At 45.3% G+C, this 21,399-nt stretch carries 16 protein-coding genes; 11 read left to right on the top strand and 5 right to left on the bottom strand.

Annotation, left to right across the window (positions count from 1 at the left end; translation table 11 throughout):
- Positions 1-504 precede the first annotated feature (504 nt).
- The 5 genes from ACYVE4_RS31830 to ACYVE4_RS31850 all read left to right on the top strand — a co-directional run bounded on the left by ACYVE4_RS31830 (position 505) and on the right by ACYVE4_RS31850 (position 9,145).
- Entirely contained in the window at positions 505-1,641 is a 1,137-nt protein-coding gene (locus tag ACYVE4_RS31830; RefSeq protein WP_461044465.1) for a sensor histidine kinase, read from the top strand.
- Entirely contained in the window at positions 1,638-2,408 is a 771-nt protein-coding gene (locus ACYVE4_RS31835; RefSeq protein WP_461044466.1) for a LytR/AlgR family response regulator transcription factor, read from the top strand. The genes ACYVE4_RS31830 and ACYVE4_RS31835 overlap by 4 nt, the downstream gene beginning before the upstream one ends.
- Before the next feature lie 453 nt (positions 2,409-2,861).
- On the top strand, positions 2,862-5,945 hold the full coding sequence (locus ACYVE4_RS31840) for a lantibiotic dehydratase (protein WP_461044467.1): 3,084 nt from the start codon (positions 2,862-2,864) through the stop codon (positions 5,943-5,945).
- 207 nt (positions 5,946-6,152) lie between these two features.
- Positions 6,153-6,488: a PadR family transcriptional regulator gene (locus ACYVE4_RS31845; RefSeq protein WP_461044468.1), complete on the top strand. Its 336-nt coding sequence runs from the start codon at positions 6,153-6,155 to the stop codon at positions 6,486-6,488.
- Positions 6,485-9,145: an ABC transporter permease gene (locus tag ACYVE4_RS31850; protein ID WP_461044469.1), complete on the top strand. Its 2,661-nt coding sequence runs from the start codon at positions 6,485-6,487 to the stop codon at positions 9,143-9,145. Before ACYVE4_RS31845 ends, ACYVE4_RS31850 begins: the two co-directional genes overlap by 4 nt.
- Positions 9,146-9,252: 107 nt before the next feature.
- On the opposite strand, the gene ACYVE4_RS31855 is transcribed toward ACYVE4_RS31850, so the two are convergent.
- The 4 genes from ACYVE4_RS31855 to ACYVE4_RS31870 form a co-directional block, all read right to left on the bottom strand.
- On the bottom strand, positions 9,253-9,822 hold the full coding sequence (locus ACYVE4_RS31855) for a hypothetical protein (protein WP_461044470.1): 570 nt from the start codon (positions 9,820-9,822) through the stop codon (positions 9,253-9,255).
- On the bottom strand, positions 9,801-10,019 hold the full coding sequence (locus ACYVE4_RS31860) for a hypothetical protein (protein ID WP_461044471.1): 219 nt from the start codon (positions 10,017-10,019) through the stop codon (positions 9,801-9,803). The genes ACYVE4_RS31855 and ACYVE4_RS31860 overlap by 22 nt, the downstream gene beginning before the upstream one ends.
- A gap of 82 nt (positions 10,020-10,101) precedes the next feature.
- The gene (gene fbaA / locus ACYVE4_RS31865) at positions 10,102-11,181 is read right to left on the bottom strand and encodes a class II fructose-bisphosphate aldolase (RefSeq protein ID WP_461044472.1); all 1,080 of its coding nucleotides are present in this window, start codon (positions 11,179-11,181) and stop codon (positions 10,102-10,104) included.
- A gap of 145 nt (positions 11,182-11,326) precedes the next feature.
- Positions 11,327-13,693, bottom strand: a complete 2,367-nt coding sequence (locus ACYVE4_RS31870; RefSeq protein ID WP_461044473.1) for a T9SS type B sorting domain-containing protein — start codon at positions 13,691-13,693, stop codon at positions 11,327-11,329.
- A 102-nt stretch (positions 13,694-13,795) separates the two neighbouring features.
- Between ACYVE4_RS31870 and ACYVE4_RS31875 the strand changes: the two genes are divergently transcribed.
- The 3 genes from ACYVE4_RS31875 (at position 13,796) to ACYVE4_RS31885 (ending at position 16,514) form a co-directional block, all read left to right on the top strand.
- Positions 13,796-13,954 carry a hypothetical protein gene (locus tag ACYVE4_RS31875; protein WP_461044474.1) on the top strand — a complete coding sequence of 53 codons (159 nt, stop codon included), beginning with the start codon at positions 13,796-13,798 and terminating at the stop codon, positions 13,952-13,954.
- Positions 13,955-14,016: 62 nt separating this feature from the next.
- Positions 14,017-14,826, top strand: a complete 810-nt coding sequence (locus ACYVE4_RS31880) for a sugar phosphate isomerase/epimerase family protein (RefSeq protein WP_461044475.1) — start codon at positions 14,017-14,019, stop codon at positions 14,824-14,826.
- A 128-nt stretch (positions 14,827-14,954) separates the two neighbouring features.
- Positions 14,955-16,514: a hypothetical protein gene (locus tag ACYVE4_RS31885; RefSeq protein ID WP_461044476.1), complete on the top strand. Its 1,560-nt coding sequence runs from the start codon at positions 14,955-14,957 to the stop codon at positions 16,512-16,514.
- On the opposite strand, the gene ACYVE4_RS31890 is transcribed toward ACYVE4_RS31885, so the two are convergent.
- Positions 16,480-16,713: a DUF2905 domain-containing protein gene (locus ACYVE4_RS31890; RefSeq protein ID WP_461044477.1), complete on the bottom strand. Its 234-nt coding sequence runs from the start codon at positions 16,711-16,713 to the stop codon at positions 16,480-16,482. The two genes, ACYVE4_RS31885 and ACYVE4_RS31890, sit on opposite strands and share 35 nt — an antisense overlap.
- A 24-nt stretch (positions 16,714-16,737) precedes the next feature.
- On the opposite strand from ACYVE4_RS31890, the gene ACYVE4_RS31895 reads away from it, so the two are divergent.
- The 3 genes from ACYVE4_RS31895 to ACYVE4_RS31905 all read left to right on the top strand — a co-directional run bounded on the left by ACYVE4_RS31895 (position 16,738) and on the right by ACYVE4_RS31905 (position 21,137).
- A complete protein-coding gene (locus ACYVE4_RS31895; protein ID WP_461044478.1) occupies positions 16,738-17,334 on the top strand; it encodes a Crp/Fnr family transcriptional regulator in 597 nt (198 codons plus the stop codon).
- A 76-nt stretch (positions 17,335-17,410) separates the two neighbouring features.
- The gene (locus ACYVE4_RS31900; RefSeq protein ID WP_461044479.1) at positions 17,411-18,538 is read left to right on the top strand and encodes an oxidoreductase; all 1,128 of its coding nucleotides are present in this window, start codon (positions 17,411-17,413) and stop codon (positions 18,536-18,538) included.
- A gap of 415 nt (positions 18,539-18,953) precedes the next feature.
- Positions 18,954-21,137, top strand: a complete 2,184-nt coding sequence (locus ACYVE4_RS31905; RefSeq protein WP_461044480.1) for a DEAD/DEAH box helicase — start codon at positions 18,954-18,956, stop codon at positions 21,135-21,137.
- Positions 21,138-21,399: the final 262 nt, after the last annotated feature.

Raw genomic sequence — 21,399 nt, forward strand, 5'->3', positions numbered from 1 at the left:
TTTACTCTTTTAGTTTTTCTCCGAATGAAAATCTCTCAACTAAAAGCCAATTTTTTCCACGATCTATCCCATCTTTTCACGCATCTCCCTGAAAGTTAGTGATTTTGACTGGTACTTCCACGCCCTGATTATTGGCCCTTTCTACGATTTTCGCAACAAAAAAGGTTACACAATGGCCTGATTGATAGACAGTAAGTAAGTAAAAACACCTAATTGTTCTACTATTGATAGACAGCAGAATCCCCATATAAATCAGGCAATCCTTCTCATTTCACGACAACTCATCGCTTACGATTATTCTTCCTTTTCGGTTCGAAAATTACCCATCGCTTACTGTCGAAAAAAAGCTTTGTACTGACAAAGAATTATTACATTATAATCATGTTGAACTAATTTCGTTGAAAGACCCAGTCGATTTAGCGAATCATGACGATTGGAATAAGTTGGGTAGTTAGTCGCTTTTAATTACTTCTTGCTTCCTACTGAATCGCCATTATCCCCACCATGACTTATAAAAAGCAGTTCCTCCTTCAATTACTAACAAGCCCAGAATTTCCATACCGACTCATTCGGCATGGATTACTCTGGACAACAGCTTTACTACTAATTTATAGGGGATTTAATTTTTTGGCCAGCACTACACCCGAACCAACGGATCGTAGTACTCTACTATATGTCTTATTGTCGACACTCACGTTTGGGGGTCTTACTATTAGCGCCTATGCCGTAACAACGACTCTAACTCATCGATATATTCTGCTCCGATTTCAGCCTGGGCTATTTTTGGTCGGTATTTTTATCGTTCATCTATTGGCTTCTGAACTGGTGTTCGCTCACTTTAAACTACTCTATAATCTCCTTCCGGTAAAGCAACTGCCTCGAATGTATAAAGGAGCTAAAGACCATGTTGAGCAATTAGCTTTCTGGCAGGCCCCCTTCGACAATACGGTGGTTTGGTTGTTTTCCTTTTCGTTGCTTTACAATTATCTTTTGTATGTGGTCGGTATAAAAGTCTTCAAGGATTTATTCAGTATTCAGCTTCAAAAAACTGAACTGGAAAAGGAGAATCTACGACTGGAATTTGATTTTTTAAAGGCACAGATGAATCCCCATTTCCTCTTTAATACACTCAATAATCTTTATTCATTTTCCATCCGATCGCCCGAAAAAGTAGCCGATCCACTTCTCAAGCTAGCCCATCTAATGCGTTATACGCTTTATGAGACCGGCGAAGAAAAAGTACTATTATCTAAAGAACTGGCTTTTTTGACTAGCTATATCGATCTCCAGCGTATTCGTCACGACGACCATGTTTCCATTCAGTTTTCAGTAACGGGTCATCCAGCTACTCAGTTGATTCCCCCACTTCTCTTAATCGTTTTTGTAGAAAACGCATTTAAACACGGAATTCAATCAACGGCACAGGCTTCAAGTGTCAATATTCAGCTTCAGATTCAATTGAACTCCATTACCTTACAGGTTGAAAATACCGTACCTACGATCAAATCAACTGAACCGACGGGGCTTGGTATTCAAAATGTAAAAAAGCGATTAGCCTATTTATACCCTCACAAACACACATTATCGATTCATTCTGAACCTACGCTTTACTCAATTGTTTTGACCTTAGACCTTTCATGAAGCCATCTTACCGAGTCGTTATACTAGATGATGAGCCCCCCGCTCGCGACCTGATTGAAGAATATGTAAAGCGCATACCCGATCTGACCTGTGTGGCTACTTGTTCCAATGCCATGCAAGGTTTACAGGTGATTCAGGAAATAAAGCCAGATCTGCTCTTTCTGGATATTCAGATGCCTGAAATGACCGGATTGGAGCTCATGAAATTAACGCTAATCCCGCGTCCGGAAATTATTTTAACCACAGCTTATCCACAATATGCGCTGACCAGTTATGAATTTTCGGTGCTGGATTATCTGGTAAAGCCCATTGCGTTCGATCGGTTCGTCAAATCCATCGTTAAATTCCGGGAAAGAAAGCAACAGACCAGCCCCTCTACGGCTCATTTACCGTCAACGGAAGATGACTCGTTATCCGTTTCAGAAGACTTACCGACCTATGGTACCGATCCCTCATCAATCTGGCTTCGAGAAGAGAAACGAATTGTGCAGATTCCTTATCGGGATATTCTTTACGTAGAAGCCTTAAAGGATTATGTGAAAGTTTATCTGAAAGATCAAATGATTGTTACCCACATGACTATGGTGAAAGCGGAAAAACTTTTTGCAGCTCCCCAGTTTGTGCGGATTCATCGATCGTTCATCGTCCATCTATCGGCCATTCGTCTGATTGAGGGAAATACCATTACACTTATAACGGGCAAACAGCTATTGATGGGCCCCAATTATCGGGAGGAATTAAAGAAACATATTCCTTCTATGGGCTAATCTTCGTCTACTCTAAACCCCTCTTCGTCTATTCTAAAGCCCTCTTCGTCTAAAAAATTAGGGGAGCACGATCTAGGTTAGTAAGTTTCGCTTATCCATAGTACACAGCAAAAGTTCAACCTTTCCTTTTATTGATTTGAATAGTGGATTAAGCATAGGATGTTAATTATTGTCACCCCGATGCAAGGCTTACGTTGGGGTGACAAAATTTCTATGTAAATTGCGAATTGTCAAAAAACCGCATTTCGCGCTCATACATTATTCACTTCTTATCATGAAATACAAATCGCTCTCGTACCAAAAGGTACGAATAGGCATTCACCTACCAGTAACCAACAAAATAAAGAACGGAAACACAGATCAAAATATAACGACAGACCTTTGTACCAGTTCATGCGCGGGTATAGCTTCATCCTCGGCATTTATTAAATCAGCCTAAATCCGACTCGTAGAATGCTAGCTTCGAGTCAGTCTGAGGCAATTGACCATAACAACGCGGGGCCAGCTGATTTTTATTATCTACGAACCCCGAACTTTTCTTTTCAACAGCTACAGGCGTTACTGAACAAGAACGATCTGAGTACCTGGACACAGGTTCCCTGGTTAGGCGAAGCAATCTTTTTAGCTTCGCCTAATTTTTATACCCATCTACAAGCAAATCCGCCATTAACTGATTCGAAGCTACGACAGGCTCTGTTAAAGTATTGGCTGCGAATGGGGAGTCGATCCACACCGTTCGGCTTGTTTGCCGGTTGTTCGCTGGGTCAATTAGGAACGACAACATCATTCAACGTATCGGATCGGCAACCCATTTGCCATCTTCGATTAGATACAGCCATCCTGTGGGAATTGATCCGTCAATTAAACCAAGACCCCAGTTTACAGCCCTTTCTACAGTTTCGCCCCAATACCAGTCTCTATCCAGTCGGGAATCACATTCGCTATCTTGAGCGAGATGACGCGCACACTCCTCCCCGCTATTTTACCAGTCAAATATCCATTAATCGGGTTATCCGACTGGTATTACGTAAGGCAACGTCAGGAGCTACGATTGATGTGCTTCGAAAAGCCATTGTTCGGTTGGGCTATCCAGTAGAGGAAGCAAATGGTTTACTTGAGCAGTTAATTCAGGATCAGGTATTGGTCAGTACTTTATCAATTGCCGTTACGGGGCCGGATTGCCTGATCAGTATTATTGAGCAACTCAAACAAATTCCTACGGCTAACAACATTGTTGCCCATCTTCTGAAAATTCATTCGTTACTGATCAGTGATACATCTATTCAGGAAAAACATGGTAAAGTAAAATCGCTTTTTCAGCAGCAACTAGCGTTGAAGCTTCCCGATACACCACTTTTTCAAGGGGATACGATCTTCTCAGGAAGTGGTCATCAACTAAGTAGACCGACAATTCGAAAGCTCCGCCAAACACTAGAAAAACTTATACCCTTACAAGCCCTACAACCCGTTTCTAGTCCGCTTAAATCATTTAAAGAACGGTTTTATGCTCGTTACGAAGAGCAGGAAATCCCCCTGGCGGTTGCGCTGGACGAGCAAATGGGTATTGGGTACGCAACAGCAGCGGTGCCCGGCGAAGCGGCTTTCATACATGACCTGCTCGCTTCGATGAGTTCTTCAGAGTCAGCTGAGGCCCAGTTTCCATTATCATCCAAAGCAGATGTCTGGCTTCATCAACTGTACTCATCCTGGATAGATAGCCAGCAGCCTATTCTGGAGTTAACAGATTTGAATTTAGCCGCTTTAGCAGATGTTCAAACCAGTCAGCCGCTTCCCGACTCGTATTACACGTTGGGTTATTTTCTAGCCCCATCTGCATCCGCTATCGATGCCGGAAAATTTCAGTTTCGTTGCAAAGTCATGGCGGGGCCTTCAGCATTTCCACTTCTGGGACGCTTTAGTTCGGCGGATAAGCATCTATGTGAAAAGTTACAGACTGCTTTCTCCGCGCTACAGACCGATAATTCCGATCGAATACAGGCCGAAATCGTTCATTTACCCCAACCATCAATTGGCAATATACTCCAGCGCCCGCATCTGAGCGACTATGAAATTCCCTACTTAGGCCATTCGACGCTTCCCATAGAACGACAAATTGCACTGGATGACTTATTGATTTCGATACCTCGAGGTGAACGGGTTATCCTTCGTTCTCGACGATTAGGTAAAGAAGTCGTTCCGCGATTAACTTCTGCTCATAATTACCGCACTGGTTTACCTGTTTATCAGTTTCTATGCGATGTGCAGCAGGAACAAGGCGCTTTAGCAATACAATGGCACTGGGGGCGGCTGAATCAATATCGCTGCTTACCTCGCGTCCAATACAAGCACATCATTCTTCAGGAAGCCCGCTGGCGACTTGACTGGACAGATTATCGGCCCGATCAGTCAGAGGCAGACAACATACACCAATGGCGACAACAGTGGAAGTGGCCCCGATTTATTGCATTGACCCAAGTTGATCAGGAGCTATTTCTGGACCTGGAAAACGTCGATTGCCAACAGGTATTGATCAGCACGTTGCGACGAATAACGACGCTTTCTCTGATTGAGTGGCTCCAAACGCCCGATCAATGCTGCGTGGAAGGACCAGGCGGTAAACTAACGCATGAGATCATTCTGCCTTTTCTGAACGAGTCAAAATCAGTTGCTCCATCATCGAATTTGATCAAAGGGGCTATTCAGCGGACGTTTGTGCCGGGAACGGAATGGCTTTATCTAAAAATTTACTGTGGTCCCTCAACGGCGTCGCAAATTCTACAACAACTAGGTAAACTTGCCCGGTCACTGACTCGCTCAGGCACGATTACCCACTGGTTCTTTCTTCGCTACGAAGATCCAGAACCCCATTTGCGCATCCGATTTCATCTGCGCTCTGCCATACAGAACGCCAATGTGTTACTCACTTGCCAACAAAAACTTCATTTTCAGGTCAATACGGGTGAAATCTCCCGAATACAAGTCGATACGTATCAACGTGAATTGGAGCGCTATGGTGAAGATCAAATCGAGCTAACCGAATGGCTTTTCTGGGCCGATAGCGATGCTGTATTGTCTACTTACCAGCACCAACTCGATGAGCGTACTCAACTAGGGATAGCTCTTCTGGGAATAGATACCTACCTGACCGATATGGGTTTCAGCATACAGGACAAAAAGAGCTTTTGTCAGCAGAATTTTACCGCTTTTTTTACCGAACACAGTGCGACAGCACATACGCGCAAATTGCTGGCACAACGGTATCGGGAAAATCAGGAATGGGTTGAAGACCTGTTTACTCCGAAAAGTCAATCGATTGAATGGCAAGCGTATCAACAGATATTTCAGAAACGTAGTCAGCGGATGAAGCCTCATTTCAACGCGCTCCTTACAAACCAAAAGGTATCAGCCAGCTACCTGTCCAGCTTGTTGCATATGTTTCTGAATCGTCTCTTCGAGCATCATCAGCGTACGTATGAATTGCTGGTATATCATCATCTGACTCGATTTTATCAATCTCAGTTAGCGAAGCCTGTCTAGCCCAGTCCAGTGATTTATTCAATTCTTACTTCCTACTCCCACCGTCCACATCTGGACAGTCTCTCGTCCGTTTTCGGACGACGATTAGTACCCTAAAAGTAAAAAACTGGCCTTTTTATGCACGTATAGCCTATAAAGACGGCTGGCCTTTGATTTGCTATGCAAAGAGAAAAGATAGCTTTACTCAGTAAAAAGGACTACCCATTTATGAAAGGTACTCAATTAGGTGAGTTCGAAGAAATCGTTCTCCTGACGATTGCACGGCTCTACGACGATGCATACGGCGTAGCCGTTGTAGACGAACTTAGTCAACGCCTGGAGCGTCCCATAAGCTTAGGATTTGTGCACCGAACCATGCAGCGATTAGAAGAAAAAGGCCTGGTTTGTTCCCGATTCAGTGAACCTATTGCCGAACGGGGAGGACGTAGCAAACGCCTGTTCACGATAACCATGGCGGGTGAACAAGCCTTGCGGGAAGCACGACGCATCCGAAATGAATTGTGGGATGGTATTCCGAAAACCGCTTTTGATCACCTGTCATGAATCAGAAAAATAAAACCAATCAGCGCATACAGTCTGAACCACCTCGTTGGGCTGAGTGGTTGCTGGCACGAATTACCGCTCCTCACATCCGAGACGAAGTACTAGGTGATCAGTACGAACTATTTCAGAAGAGAGTACAGCAATATGGGTATACTAAAGCCCACCTATTCTATGTGCTGGAAATGCTCCTGATGCTCCACCCTCGACTCTGGCGGAAACAACCCCAATCAGCCTATTTATACACGAAACCCACTGTTTATTCACAACCAAATACAATGACTATGCTGAGCAATTATGTTAAAATCGCTTCGAGAAAACTGAATCGGCACAAATCCTATACGGCCATCAATGTAGTGAGCTTGAGCCTGGGCATTGCCTGTGCCATTCTGATCTTTACGTTGGTTAAATACCACCTAAGTTTTGATACGTTTCATGCCAATCAGGATCGTATCTATCGCATTACGACAGAGCTTCATACGGAAAAAGTGACTTACAATACGGGTGTTCCTAATCCGATGGGCGAAGCCTTCAAGCGCGGGTATGATGTGGCTGAAGAAGTCGGGCGAGTCGGATTTTTGAAAAGGCAAGTAATTGCCGTGTCACCGGAGAAAAAATTCATAGAAGATGTGGCCTTTGCCGATCCAGACTTTCTACGCATTTTCAATTTTCCTCTGATCGCAGGTAGCTCGCAACTGGCCTTGCAGGAACGCAATACGGCCCTGATCACGGAGCGAATCGCAAAAAAATATTTTGGAACGCAAGACCCGATGGGCAAGCTACTAAAGCTGGGTAATTCTCTGGTTTTCAAAGTTACGGGTGTTCTTCAGAACCTTCCAGCCACCACAGACTTTCGAACAGAAATCTATCTTCCCTACAGCAATTTACAAGACCATAGTCCCTGGTTGGTTGAAAAAGACTGGTGGTTAGGTTTTAATAAAGAGATGCAATGCTTTATCCGGCTCAAACCCGGTGTCTCGGCAGCTATGGTTAACTCAATGATTCTTCCAGCCATCACGGCTAAATACTACGATAAGGAAAATGCGAAGATTTTTCACTTCAATTTACAGCCACTTTCCGACGTTCATTTTAATCCGAAATTGCGTGGATACACCGAGAAAAAGAATCTCTGGACGTTTGCGATAATTGGCCTTTTCCTGGTCGTTACAGCCTGCGTCAATTTTATTAATCTGGCGACGGCACAGGCGCTTGGACGCTCAAGAGAAATCGGCGTTCGGAAAGCATTGGGTAGTCAACGAGGGTCTCTATTCTGGCAATTCATTACCGAAACGGCTTTCATTGCCGGAATAGCCATGATTATCGCGTTGGGATTAGCGTATCTGGCCGTTCCATTCGTCAACCAATGGTTCGATATAGAACTGACAATCAATCCATTGACAGATACGTACCTTCTTACTTTTTTACTCGGTCTGCTGCTGATCGTGGTTTTCTGTTCAGGAGCCTATCCTGGTCTGATTCTGGCCCGTTTTCAGCCTGTGCTGGCGCTAAAAGGAAAAGTATCCCAACAATCGGCGGGTAGTTTTTCATTACGACGGGGATTAGTTGTCACCCAGTTTGCCATCTCACAGCTGCTTATTATCGGCACGCTGATCGTTACGAATCAATTACGCTATACGCAACAGGCAGATATGGGTTTCCAAAAAGATGCGATCGTCATTCTACCCATTCCTGACAATAAAAAGGCGAACATTAGTACGCTGAGATCACAACTTTCAGAACTGTCTGGCGTGGAAAACGTAACGTTTTTTGATACACCTCCCGTGGCCGAATTTTCGGGGAGTACCCCCATTCGCTTTGCTTCTCGCCCGAAACCCGAAAACTTCAACATTTCTCTTAGAGCCGGGGATGATCAGTTCATTCCTACCTTCAAAATACCCATTCTGGCCGGCCGTAACCTGAATCCGTCGGATACGATTCGTGAATACCTACTGAACGAAACAGCTGTAAAAGCCCTCGGGTTAGCCTCTATGCAGGATGCGATCGGCAAATCTGCAACAATAGATGGGCATGTGGGAATCATTGTTGGGATCATGAAAGACTTCCACTTCAAATCGTTTCGTGCCGCTATTGAACCTCTCTGCCTGAGAACCTGGAGTGACGTTTACAGCAATTGCGGAATAAAAGTAAATACAGCTAATCTGGCGACAACCCTGGCTGGTTTTGAAAAAGCCTGGACCGACATGTATCCGTCTTCCGTTTATACCTATCGTTTTCTGGATGGGGAAATTGACCGGCTTTATAAGCTGGATAATATGCTTCTTCGACTCATCCAGGCATTTGCGGCAATTGCCATTTTTGTCGGCTGTCTGGGCCTGTATGGATTGGTGTCGTTCATGGCGTCTCAGAAAACGAAGGAAATTGGCGTACGCAAGGTATTGGGAGCGAGCATGTCTAACATCCTGTGGCTGTTCGGCAAAGAATTTATCCGTCTGCTACTGATTGCTTTTGTGCTGGCGGCTCCACTGGCCTGGTGGACAATGAATAAGTGGCTGGCCAATTTTGTCTATCGCATTGAAATTGGCGCTGGCATTTTTATCCTGGCGATTCTGATCACGTTCATTATCGCTTTGCTGACTGTCAGTTTCCGAAGTGTAAAAGCCGCTCTGGTGAATCCGATAAAAACCTTACGATCTGAATAGAGGAGTAAACAAAAAATGGCTGCTGGAAAACATATTATTTTCCAGCAGCCATTTTTTGTTTACACTATCCCTATTAATTCAATTTAGCTCCTAGAATGAGACTTTCACTAATATGGCTCAGCTCGACTAATTAAAGCTTGCCATTCCGCCTGCAATGATAGTTCGTCAATCCAATGCTTTACATAAACTACATCCAGGCGATCAAATTGCATCTCAAATACCCGCACAGCATCAATGAGTTGCTTTTCACTACCTCCTGCAAGTTTGGCCCAACGCAATTTACTAAGAATGGTATCTTCCGGACTGGTTATATAAAAATTCTCAATACCTAATACATCCACCTTTTGTCGCCTACTAAACCGAGCTTGATCATACGGTTCCTCTGTCAATAACCAAAAATCGACCTTATTTCCGGAGAACATATCAATCAGATTAAACATACTTCTCCTTTCAATCGCATCGATAATGCTATCGGGATTGACATAAAAAGTCTCTTTAGGGAATAGATCAACCAAGAAGTAAACTGATTTAAAATCGAGTATGACTATGATATCAATATCGTGAGTCGATCTGGGTTCTCCCTGTAAACTAGAAACAACAGACCCCGTTACCATGAATGGAATACCGTTCCTATTCAATTGAGTCAGAACAAAACTTAATAATTCCGATTGTGACATTTTTCCAGTCTTTGCAAGTAGAGCGAGTGAAGTTCAGCTTCTGACTTATCCGGAAAGCGTTGGCGCAAGCCTGCCCTAAAAAGATGCTGACTAAATTCCGAAAGCTCAAACGCTTTAAGAAGTCGCTCCTCGGGGGTCATCATGCGGAGCGTTTGCAGATAAAGCTGATGGTTTGGGCGAGGTTTTAGATCAGTCATTGGAAAAGGAGAAAAAAATAGCTGGGATATAACAGTTTTTTATCAACTGTTATATCCCAGCTATTTACATTAGTAAGTCAGCTTACGCCAGTCGATTGATGCAATTTAAATCTTCGAAGGCAACTTTCAGGCGTTTCACCATGCTTTCTTCACCTTTACGTAACCACACGCGAGGATCGTAGTATTTTTTGTTCGGCGAATCTGGCCCTTCAGGGTTACCTAATTGCGATTGCAGATAGCCTTCTTTCGCTTGATAGTAGCCCAGAATACCTTCCCACATTGCCCATTGCATATCGGTATCGATGTTCATTTTCACCGCACCATAGCGAATCGCTTCCCGAATTTCTTCCCGGCTCGATCCTGATCCACCGTGGAAAACGAAATTCACTGGCAGCGGACCTGTGCTGTATTTTTCCTGAATGTACTTCTGCGAGTTGTCCAGAATAATCGGCGACAGCTTCACATTACCAGGCTTATACACACCGTGTACGTTACCGAAAGCAGCGGCAATTGTAAAGTTTGGCGAGATTTTGCTCAGTTCTTCGTAGGCATACGCTACTTCCGAAGGCTGCGTATAGAGTTTGGAATCGTCAACATCGGAATTATCGACGCCATCTTCTTCGCCACCTGTTACGCCCAATTCGATTTCGAGGGTCATGCCGATTTTCGCCATCCGTTCGAAATATTTCGAGCAGATTTCGATATTCTCCTCAATTGGTTCTTCCGACAAGTCGAGCATGTGCGAGGAAAACAAAGGTTTACCGGTTTGATCGAAATGTTTTTCACCAGCGGCCAGCAACCCATCAATCCAGGGAAGGAGTTTTTTGGCGCAATGGTCAGTATGTAGAATTACCGGAACGCCGTAGAGTTCGGCAACATGGTGAATGTGTAATGCACCCGAAATAGAACCGGCAATGGCTGCCTGTTGCTTATCGTTTGGCAAACTTTTACCAGCATAAAAAATACCTCCACCGTTCGAGAACTGGATGATTACCGGCGAGTTTACGGCTTTAGCTGTTTCCAGAACAGCATTCACAGAGTTAGTGCCGACCACATTGACGGCGGGCATTGCGTAATCATTTTCATTGGCGTGACGGAAAAGTTCGGTAACGCCTTCGCCGGTTACAACACCGGGGGCAAAACGAGTGGTGGCTTCGCTCATAATTCAGGCTAATTTTTGGAGTTTGTAATAAGTTATCGAAATGAGATCGGTAACCTATCTAGCTAAATTTCAGGCCGCAAATTTGGTAATAATCTTCAACAGTTACTACTGTTTACCAATTTGAATCGACAGCAATACATCCTGCTTATCGAATTAGCTGTATAATACCCTTTTTCGTAAATGTATCCGGATAATCCGTTCCTTTATAATCCAACTGATAGATATATAATCCACTCCCAACCTGTTCACCTTTATAGGTTCCATCCCACGTTAACCAACTTGGCTGCGCTGGTGCTTCACGAGTTGATTTGTAGATAGGCTCTCCCCAACGGTTATAAATAGTTAACGTCAAACTCTGCGTCGCTGAACTGTAAATTGCCAATACCTCATTCATACCATCCTGATTCGGTGTAAAGCTATCCGGTACAAAAGCTGAAGGCATCCTCGGCGGACAATTCGCCACAATCCGTACCGAATCGCTGGCCTGACATCCCGCCGATGTACGAACGCGGATCGTATACCAACCATAATCCTGAGCCTTTATTATCTGATCCGTAGCCAGTTCGACACCCTCTTTGCGCCAACTATATGTAACATCCGGTAAAAGGCCTGCATCTACGTCAACATAGCTATTACTAACCGTTAAAAAACAGGTATCGATCTGATGAATAGCCAATTGTAATTTAGGATTTGGGTTCAGCGTGACAATTACAGCCGTCTCACTTTTACAACCTGTATTGGTACTAAGCGCTGTAAGTGTATATGGACCACTTTGCTTGGCAACAATGGTAGCGCCAACTGTAGCAACTCCATCCGGTGAGCGCCAACGAAAACTAGTCCAATCAGCGGTGGGAGTTGCCCGTAGGGTAAGTGTATCACCACAAGTTGTGCGAGATGGATTGGTGAGCTGAAAAGCAGGCGGCTTTGTGAACGTTACAGTTACGTCTTTTTCTGCGAAACAAGTGGCATCTTCCAAGCTGTTGACCCGTACCTTATACGTTTGCGTACCGCTTACTCCAGAAACAAGTAGTGAATCCAGCTGATTCTGAGCAGTCGTAATTCCGGGGCCTGTCCATAGTGGTTTCCCGCCCGTGGCGTGTGCATTGAGAAGAAACATGCCGCAGGAGTCGGGAATCGCCGTTGACGTTGGATTCACCTCGACTAGATCGACCGGAATTTCTTCATCCGACGTCATTTGAATATCCTCACATTTTGTCTCACGCACCTTCAGTAGGTATTTTCCTGATTTAGTAACCTGTAAGGTTGATGATGTTCCACCCGGAACGGCTGTCCCGTTGGCATACCATTGATAGACCAGATAACCTGTATCCAGATTTTCAGTCTTCGACGATAGTCTATAGTTATTACAACCGCCCAATTTTGTGAGCGCAATATTTACTTTAGGCGGCAATCGGGGAATGGTATCAACATTGAACGGCAACCCAGCCATGGCCGTACGACCGCCCAGATTAACGGCTTGTGATACCAAATCGCAGCCTGTTCCCGGCTGATTTGGCTGGTTAATGGCCAACAAATAATTCTCACCGGGCTGGGTGCCGTAAATTTTATTGTCGGGTCCAATTTGTAAGGCACCGATGCCTGGCGAACTAGTCCGTTGTGCCTGAGCTGTAAGTGTCGCGGTAATTGCTAAATCGCTGACACGAATCTGGTAGATTTTTTTGCTGAACTGCGTTGATACGTAGAGCATCGAATTGTCGGGTGAAAATTCGACTCCATAAACACCCGCCATCTCTGACGTTTGCAGCTTCACCGGGTTTGAAATTACTCCGCCTTTATTGTCAAAATCGAATACTTCTAAAAATCCATTCTGTCCGCTGTCGGAAACCGCAACAGCCAGCTTTTTCCCATCATGCGACGGTTTCATATAGCCTTTACTTTGCTGCCCCGGACGACCTGCCCGATACAACGACTGGTGTGAGCTACCCACATTATAGATTTTAGGCGTCAGAATCAAGCCATTATCATTCAGTAGATAAACCCGAAACGCATTGGTTGTCGCTTCGTGCGTAATAATCCAGTGGTTCAGATTGTTACAATGATGAATAGTCGTAATTTTTTCAGCAGCTGCGGTAAATAAGGGCTTATTCTTAGCCATTAAACCGCCCAATCCACCGTTTTGCAGCATATTGACCTGCGCGTATTGAATACCCGTCGCTTGGTTTGGCCCTGCTACCGAAAACACATAAAATTCGCCACTACTGTTCTGATAGGGCACAATCAGCGTGGATTGTGTACTCTGACTACTCCCACCCAGATTGGTAGCCCCCTGCATAATTTCATGATTTCGATTCCAGATGGTGCTGCCGTCTGTATAAAAAAGCAGCTGGCCATTGGCATCAGAGCGGGCAGCTACGCCTTCTGCGGAATTTAATTTTCCGTTCGTTAATGCCTGGGGCGATCCGCTATTGAATGTAATTCCGGCGTTAGCCCCGAAGAACCAGTTATTCGTGTTCTTTGGCGATTGGGCCGTTACGGGAAAAACACAGCTCATATGGAAGAGCAAAAAGCTCACCGACAGGCCTTTAATCGGAAAAGTTAATCGTAATCGTTGATAATAGTACAAAACCAGCCCCATACGCGTGAATAGCTAAACATGAACCAAACTGGCAATGAATTGAGCGACAAAATCGCACCCTATGCGAAATACATACAGGAGTCATTTATTACCTATTTCGTTGTAAATTTTAATCTACTAACCCGCCAGAAGGTAAGCGTTTTCCATTCGTTACCGATTTACCAAAAACGTCAATAATTACTTTTCCAACATCGTTTTTTCTGCCAACTTTGGCCTCATAAACTAATCCCCTTGATCTTTTGAAAACGCTCTTCTTCTGCCCGATGTGGGGTATGGAAAATCTGGCTTATCCAGAAGCCGTTAAACGTGTGAAAGCCGCTGGGTACGACGGCATGGAAATTGCGGCTGGCCCCAACCAACGAAAAGAAGCTGTTCAGGTCACACGCGACAACGGCCTTGAAGTTATTTTAATGGCATTTGGCGCTGGAAGTAATTTTGCCGAACACAAGAAAAAATACCACGACGATCTCCTCGACATTGCCTCGCACAAACCGCTGTTCATTAATGCCCACACCGGCCACGATTATTTCACTTTTGAACAAAATGCTGAACTGATTCAAACAGCAGCCGAGGTACAGAAACAAACAGGAATTCGAATTTTGCACGAAACCCACCGGGGTCGTTTTTCATACAGCGCTCCTGCCATTCAATATTACCTGCTCAAACTTCCCGACATGCGTTTAACCGCTGATTATTCGCATTGGGTCAATGTAGCGGAGTCGTATATGGCTGATCAGGCGGAAAATGTGACTCGCGCCATTGCCGTAAGCGACCATATCCACTGCCGAGTTGGCCAACCCGAAGCACCCCAGGTGACTGATCCGCGTGCACCAGAATGGAAGGAAGCGCTGGAAACGCACGCCAAGTGGTGGGACGCGATTCGGGCACGACTGCAACAAGCGAATGCCCCTACCTTAACGATTACCTGCGAGTTTGGCCCGGCTCCCGGTTATCTTCCAACCCTTCCTTACACAAACCAGCCAGTTGCCAGTCAGTGGGATATTAATGTGTTTATGAAGGATTTCCTCAAAAAGCGCTGGCAGGCATAGGGATTTACGGGTTGTGAATTATGAGTTACGATTGATGAGTAGTATAATTTTTGCTAGGTAATCCAAACAATGCCCCGTAGAGAGAGTATTTCGTAAAATCGTACCTCGTAATTCGTAAATTTGACTATATGCTTCGTATTCTCTACATAGTTGGGTTCTGGATAGTCTTTGCCTATGGTCCAGTGCAAGCGCAGCTGGCTCAGTCGATGCGTATCGAGATTCCCTCCGATCCGAACGAAGCCGAGTCCTTTGACGTCACGCCACTGGCGAATAAGGGATTACTGGTAACGATTCGCACAGGAGCTTTTTACGACGAAACGGCGGCTAATTTTAGCTTTCAGAAGTACGATGTCAACCTCAAACAGCTCTGGAAAACGGAGTATAAGCAGGACGACGGATTCAAACCCGTATTGAGTTGCGATACCGACCAGTACGTTTACCACCTATTTCGGGAATACGACACAGGTAAATTCCAATTCCTTCGACTGCACCTCGACGATGGAGTGATCGAAACGTTCGACGGAAACCTAATCGATCAGTTTGATATACAGCATTTTAAAGTAATGGGTAGTCAGGCTTATGTAGGTGGCTATCGGCATGGTCGGCCTGTGGTGATGGCGTTCTCGTTTTTCGATCAATCGGCCAAAGTATTACCAGGGATGTACGTCAATCGTATGGAATTGAGTAGCCTGGAAATTGACGAATCGAATAAAGAAATCAATGTATTGGTACACTCCTTAAAACGCCATTGCCAGTTTTCGATCCGAACGTATAATTACGATTGTAAACTGATTCGAACGCTGAATTTCGATGGAGCCGAAAAAAGCCTGATAACAGGCAAGTTGCTGCCCGTTAATGAGCAGGAATCAATTCTGGTTGGTAATTACTCAACCGACTGTACACCCTATTCGCAAGGTATTTATGTAACACGCATCCACCACGGCGAACGCGCCGAAGATGCCATCAAAGACATTCAATACATCGAATTCTCCCAACTGGAGCATTTCTTCAATTTTATGAAGCCACAGCGTCAGCAGAAACTGCTTGCCAAGGCAAATAAAAAGAAGGAAGAAGGAAAGGATTACAAATTCCACTATCGTCTGTTAGTACACGATCTGCAACCAACGCCCAATGGTCTGACGCTCGTAGCCGAAGTGTACTACCCACAATATCGGGGAAGTACGCTGGCTTACGGAGGCATTCTGCGCGGAGCCGACCGATATGCTGGCTATCGTTATACGCACGCTTTTATCTGTGGGTTCGACAAACAAGGTAAGTTATTGTGGGACAACTGCTTCCCAATAAAAGAGTTGATCAGCACTGATTTAACAGAAATGGTGCAGGTATCACATCAGGGCGACCGAATGGTGCTGGCGTATCCGAACGATGGCGAAATCACAACTGAAGTGATTCAGGGAAACAAGATTTTGCAGGAGACCGAAAAGTTTAAGCTAAAAACCAGCTCAGAGAACGAGAAAGTCACATTTTCAGCTCAGGACAATTTGATGGCCTGGTACGACCGTCATTTTCTAGCCTGTGGTTTTCAGAAAATTGCTCCTTCAAAAAATTACGCCCATCAGCGCGAAGTATTTTACCTGAACAAACTGACGTACAGCGAAGAATCCCAGAATCAGCCCGCCAAATCGACCAGCACTAAGACCCGAAAAAGCGACGGATCAGAACGATAACCAGGTTCAAAATCAGGCTCACGACAATACAGGTCACGATAGGGAAATAAAAACCTCCCCCGTTTTTGCCTTCAATCCGAATATCGCCCGGCAAACGGCCCAACCAACTCAGTTTATCGCCAAAAAAATACACGATCAGGCCAATCAACACGATTGCTCCACCAATCAGAATCATGTATTTACCAATGGATGAGTTCATAGGTGAAATTAACGATTAAAACGCATGTTTGAGTTACTACGCCAAAGTATTGATAAACGAATCAGCTTGACTGACGAAGAATTTGCGATCGTTGAGTCGTTTTTTAGCATCCATAAACTTCGTAGGAAAGCATATTTGCTTAGTCAGGGCGAAACTTGTCGATACGAAAGCTTTGTCGTTAGTGGCTGTTTAAAATCATTTCATACTGATCCACAAGGGGTTGAACATATCCTGCGTTTTTCGGTAGAAGATCATTGGGCGGGCGATTTAGACAGCTTTGTTCATCAAACACCCTCTTCCTTTTCGATTCAGGCCATCGAATCAACTACTTTATTAGTAATTGATAAAACGGCGCTTAATCTCCTTTATCAGCGAGTTCCTAAACTCGAAACGTTTTTCCGATTGCTGAACGAAAAAGCGTTAATGGCCACTTCCCAGCGAGTGATTCAATCCGTCAGTCAATCGGCTCAGGAGCGTTATAACCAATTCAAACAGAAGGAGCCAGCTCTTCTTCAACGCGTGCCGTTAAAAGACATTGCCGCTTATTTAGGCATGACACCCGTTTTTTTGAGCCGACTCCGCCGAAAAGAAATGACGGAACAACAGTTGACGAAGAGCTGATTTATTAACCTAGTTTAAGAGAAAAGTTTGCCCGTCACGGGAATTTTGCGCTATCAACTTTTAAACCGATGCACCCATGACACCGTCTTTTTTCGATACAGTTCGGCTAGGTCACTATCCACTACAAAACCGATTTATTGTTGCTCCCATGACTCGCCAAAGTGCTTCCGCCGAAGGAGTACCTACAGACGAGATGGCTTCTTATTATGAAGCGTTTGCAGAAGGAAGCTTTGGAGCAATTGTTTCGGAAGGTATTTATACTGATTCGGTAGCCTCTATCAACCACCCGAATCAACCTGGTTTGGTTACTGAATCCCAGATACGTGGCTGGCAATCCATTACTTACCGAGTAAAACGACACCCCACTGTTTTCATCGCTCAACTAATGCATGCAGGTGCATTATCGCAACACCTGCCGAATACGATAGCACCATCAGCCATCCAACCAATCGGTAAGGCAATCAGATCTTCGGGCGAGATTAGCGATTTTCCCGTACCTGAAGCCATGACCCAGACTGACATCAATACGGCCATGGCCGGTTATGTGCAGGCCGCTCAAAATGCTGTCGCGGCTGGTTTTGATGGCATTGAATTACACGGCGCAAACGGCTATCTCCCTGACCAGTTTTTAACCGCATACACAAACCAACGAACCGACCAGTATGGCGGCTCAGTCGAAAATCGATTTCGGTTTATTGCCGAAACTATACAAGCCATCCGATCGGCCGTACCAGCGACTTTTATTGTGGGCTTACGGTTATCGGAAGGGAAAGTTAATAACCTGGCTTACCGCTGGGAAGAGGGATCCGCGATGGCTGAAGCTATTTTCCGTGAAGTCAAAAAAGTCGCTCCCGATTATGTACATATTGCAGCAGAAGGCGGTAAGTGGGCTCGGGAATGTCTTTATCCAGATGGTCGTTCATCAACCAGCATCGCCCGTCAGTTATTAACCTGTCCAGTGATTGCAAACGGTGGCTTACACGATCTGACCGTAGCGGATTCAATTTTGAAAGAAGGACATGGTGATTTATTAGCTATTGGCCGACACGCCATTGCCAATCCCGACTTTCCTGCGAAAGTCAAAAACAATGAACCACTGATTCCTTTTCAGAAGGAAATGATTCAACCCGACATAACGCTCGCCAATACAAAGCAATTTGTAGCGAAGCATCAGTCAACAGCAGAACTATGCCTGGATAGATAAGGTCAATAAGGGTCTCTCTAAAATAAATACAATATTACTTAGCCCCTACTTGCTTTCTCGGCAATTTCTTCTTATTTTTGCACCAGATTTCACAAGCGACATCCGTCGCATCTCTGTTTCTCTCCTTTTTTACACGCTGAGTTAGGTCTGACAGAGCCAAGGTACGGATGTACAGGATGGGTTTCTGGGTGGACGCTTCATGAGTGAAGCTTTGCGCGTGGGCTAATCGTCAATCGGTCGTAATCAGAAAGTCGTGCGTCGGCAGGCTGATTCATTGTTTTTCTCCTTGAAGAGGTTGGAGAAAGTTGGGTCGTTTTGGGCAATTATTGGCTGGCCAATTTCCGCATTATCGCGCCGTTCACCGGCATATACTCGTCTTCGCTTGGAGGGTTTATAACACTTTTATTCCAAGTTAATGAAAACGAAAACAAGTAAATCCACTGATCAAGCTGATCTTCTGGATATTGAAAAAATAGCTACGGAAATGGCTGCTAGTGCCGCTTCGTCAGCTAAAACTACTCCCGCTGAACCCAAGAAAGCAAAAACAACGAAAAAAGCTGCTCCTCAGGAAGAACCTGTTGCTGATACGCTGGACGTTGATACGGCAATTGAAACAGTGGCTGAAGGCGTTGCTGATAAAGTTGTCATCGTAGCTGACGCACCTGTTACTGAGCCAACGGCAACGGTAGAAACGACTCCGAAAGCCGACCCAAATCAGATTCTATTCTCTAGTTTAGATATCTCGGCTGAGATTCTTCAGGCAGTAACGGACATGGGTTTTGTAAGCCCATCACCGATTCAGGCTGAAGCAATTCCACCTATTCTGGCAGGTCGCGATGTGATTGGTCAGGCGCAAACGGGTACGGGCAAAACCGCTGCGTTTGGTATCCCAGCTCTCGAACTGATTGATGTTCAGGACCGTTCGGTACAAACGCTGATCCTCTGCCCGACTCGTGAGTTAGCTCTACAGGTAGCCGATGAAATTAAGAAACTGGCTAAATACAAGCGCGGTGTTCGGGTAGAAGCTATCTACGGCGGTGACTCTATTGAACGGCAAATCCGCTCGCTGAAGAGTGGTGTCCACATTGTGATCGGTACGCCCGGTCGGGTAATGGATCACATGGAGCGTAATACGCTTAAACTCGACAACGTCAAGATGATGATTCTGGACGAGGCCGACGAAATGCTGGACATGGGCTTCCGCGAAGACATCGAAAGCATTCTGGACGATATGCCCGAAGAACGGCAAACGATCCTGTTCTCGGCTACCATGTCGAAACCAATTATGCAGATTACCCAGAAATTCCTGCAAGATCCTGTGTTGGTGAAAGTTGTCAAAAAAGAGTTGACCAACACCAACATCGAGCAGGTCTATTTTGAAGTAAAACCAAAAGCGAAAGTGGAAGTAATGTGTCGTCTGATCGACATGTACGACCTGAAACTGCTGCTGGTTTTCTGTAATACGAAACGCAAAGTGGACGAAATCGTTGAAGACCTGCAAATCCGTGGCTATCAGGCTGAAGGCTTGCACGGCGATCTGCGTCAAGCCCAACGCAATAATGTAATGAGCAAATTTCGGTCGGGTACAACCAGCATTCTGGTCGCCACCGACGTAGCTGCCCGCGGTATTGACGTTGACGATGTAGACGCGGTTATCAACTTTGATATCCCGCTAGACGAAGAATATTACGTACACCGGATTGGTCGGACGGGTCGGGCTGGTAAGTCAGGCCGGGCGTTCTCGCTGGTTGGTCGGGATGAAAAATATCGTTTCCGCGAAATTCAGAACTATACGAAAGTTCGGGTTGAAAAAGGCGTAATTCCATCGTTTGAAGATATTGTTGGCATTCGAAAAGCTCGTTTCATCGAGCAATTACAGCAAACGATCAACGAAAGTCAGGATCTGAATCTATACGATGACTTGTTAACCCAACTGCACCACGCGGGTTTCTCGACCGAGCAAATTGTAGCTGGTCTGGTAAAACGCAGCATGGGTATCGAGAAAAACGAATTTGCCGATCAAAACCTGGGTCTTGATGATGATCGTCGTCGCGAAGATCGTCGGGGCGACCGCTTCGGAGATCGGGATCGTGGTGGTCGTTTTGGTGATCGAGATGATCGTCGTGGTGGTCGTTTCAACGATCGGGACGATCGAGGAGGTCGCTTCGGTGATCGTAATGACCGGGGTGGCTCTCGCTTTGGCGATCGTGATCGTGGTAGTTTTAACCGTAGCGATGATCGCCCACGCTTTGGGGATCGTAGTGACCGACGTAACGATGATCGTTCATCTGGTCCACGCGAAGGCGGAGGTCGCAATGGCTATTTCGATAAAGATGATAAGCGCCAACCTCGCGAACGCGAAGCCAACATGACCCGTCTGATGGTGAGCATTGGCCGCCGAGACTACGTCCGCCCTGGCGACATCGTAGGTGCAATTGCTGGTGAAGCCAATATTCCAGGAAACAGCATCGGCAGCATCGACATTTTCGACAAGTTCTCCTACGTAGACGTTCCGAAAGACGTAGCGAATCGGGTTGTCGACGTGATGGAAGGCAATACGATCAAAGGACGCCGGGTAAACATCGAAGTTGCTCGTTAAGACCGTTTTTAGCATTAGACAACGCCGGGAGGTTTCGACTTCCCGGCGTTTTTTATTGGTTGTATCTTCAGATTTTCGCAGATTTCATCCGTTCACAAATGGACAAAAACTGTACGGTTTCGGACAAGTCTTGGCTAAAAATATAGCCTGAATAGCGCCAAAAGCGCCATTTCTGGTTATGGCACAATAGTTGGAATCACCAACTTAACTATTGAATACAACCACTTGATATCAATCATGAACGTTGCTTGCCGAAGAGAGT

It is taken from the genome of Spirosoma harenae (assembly GCF_054776975.1).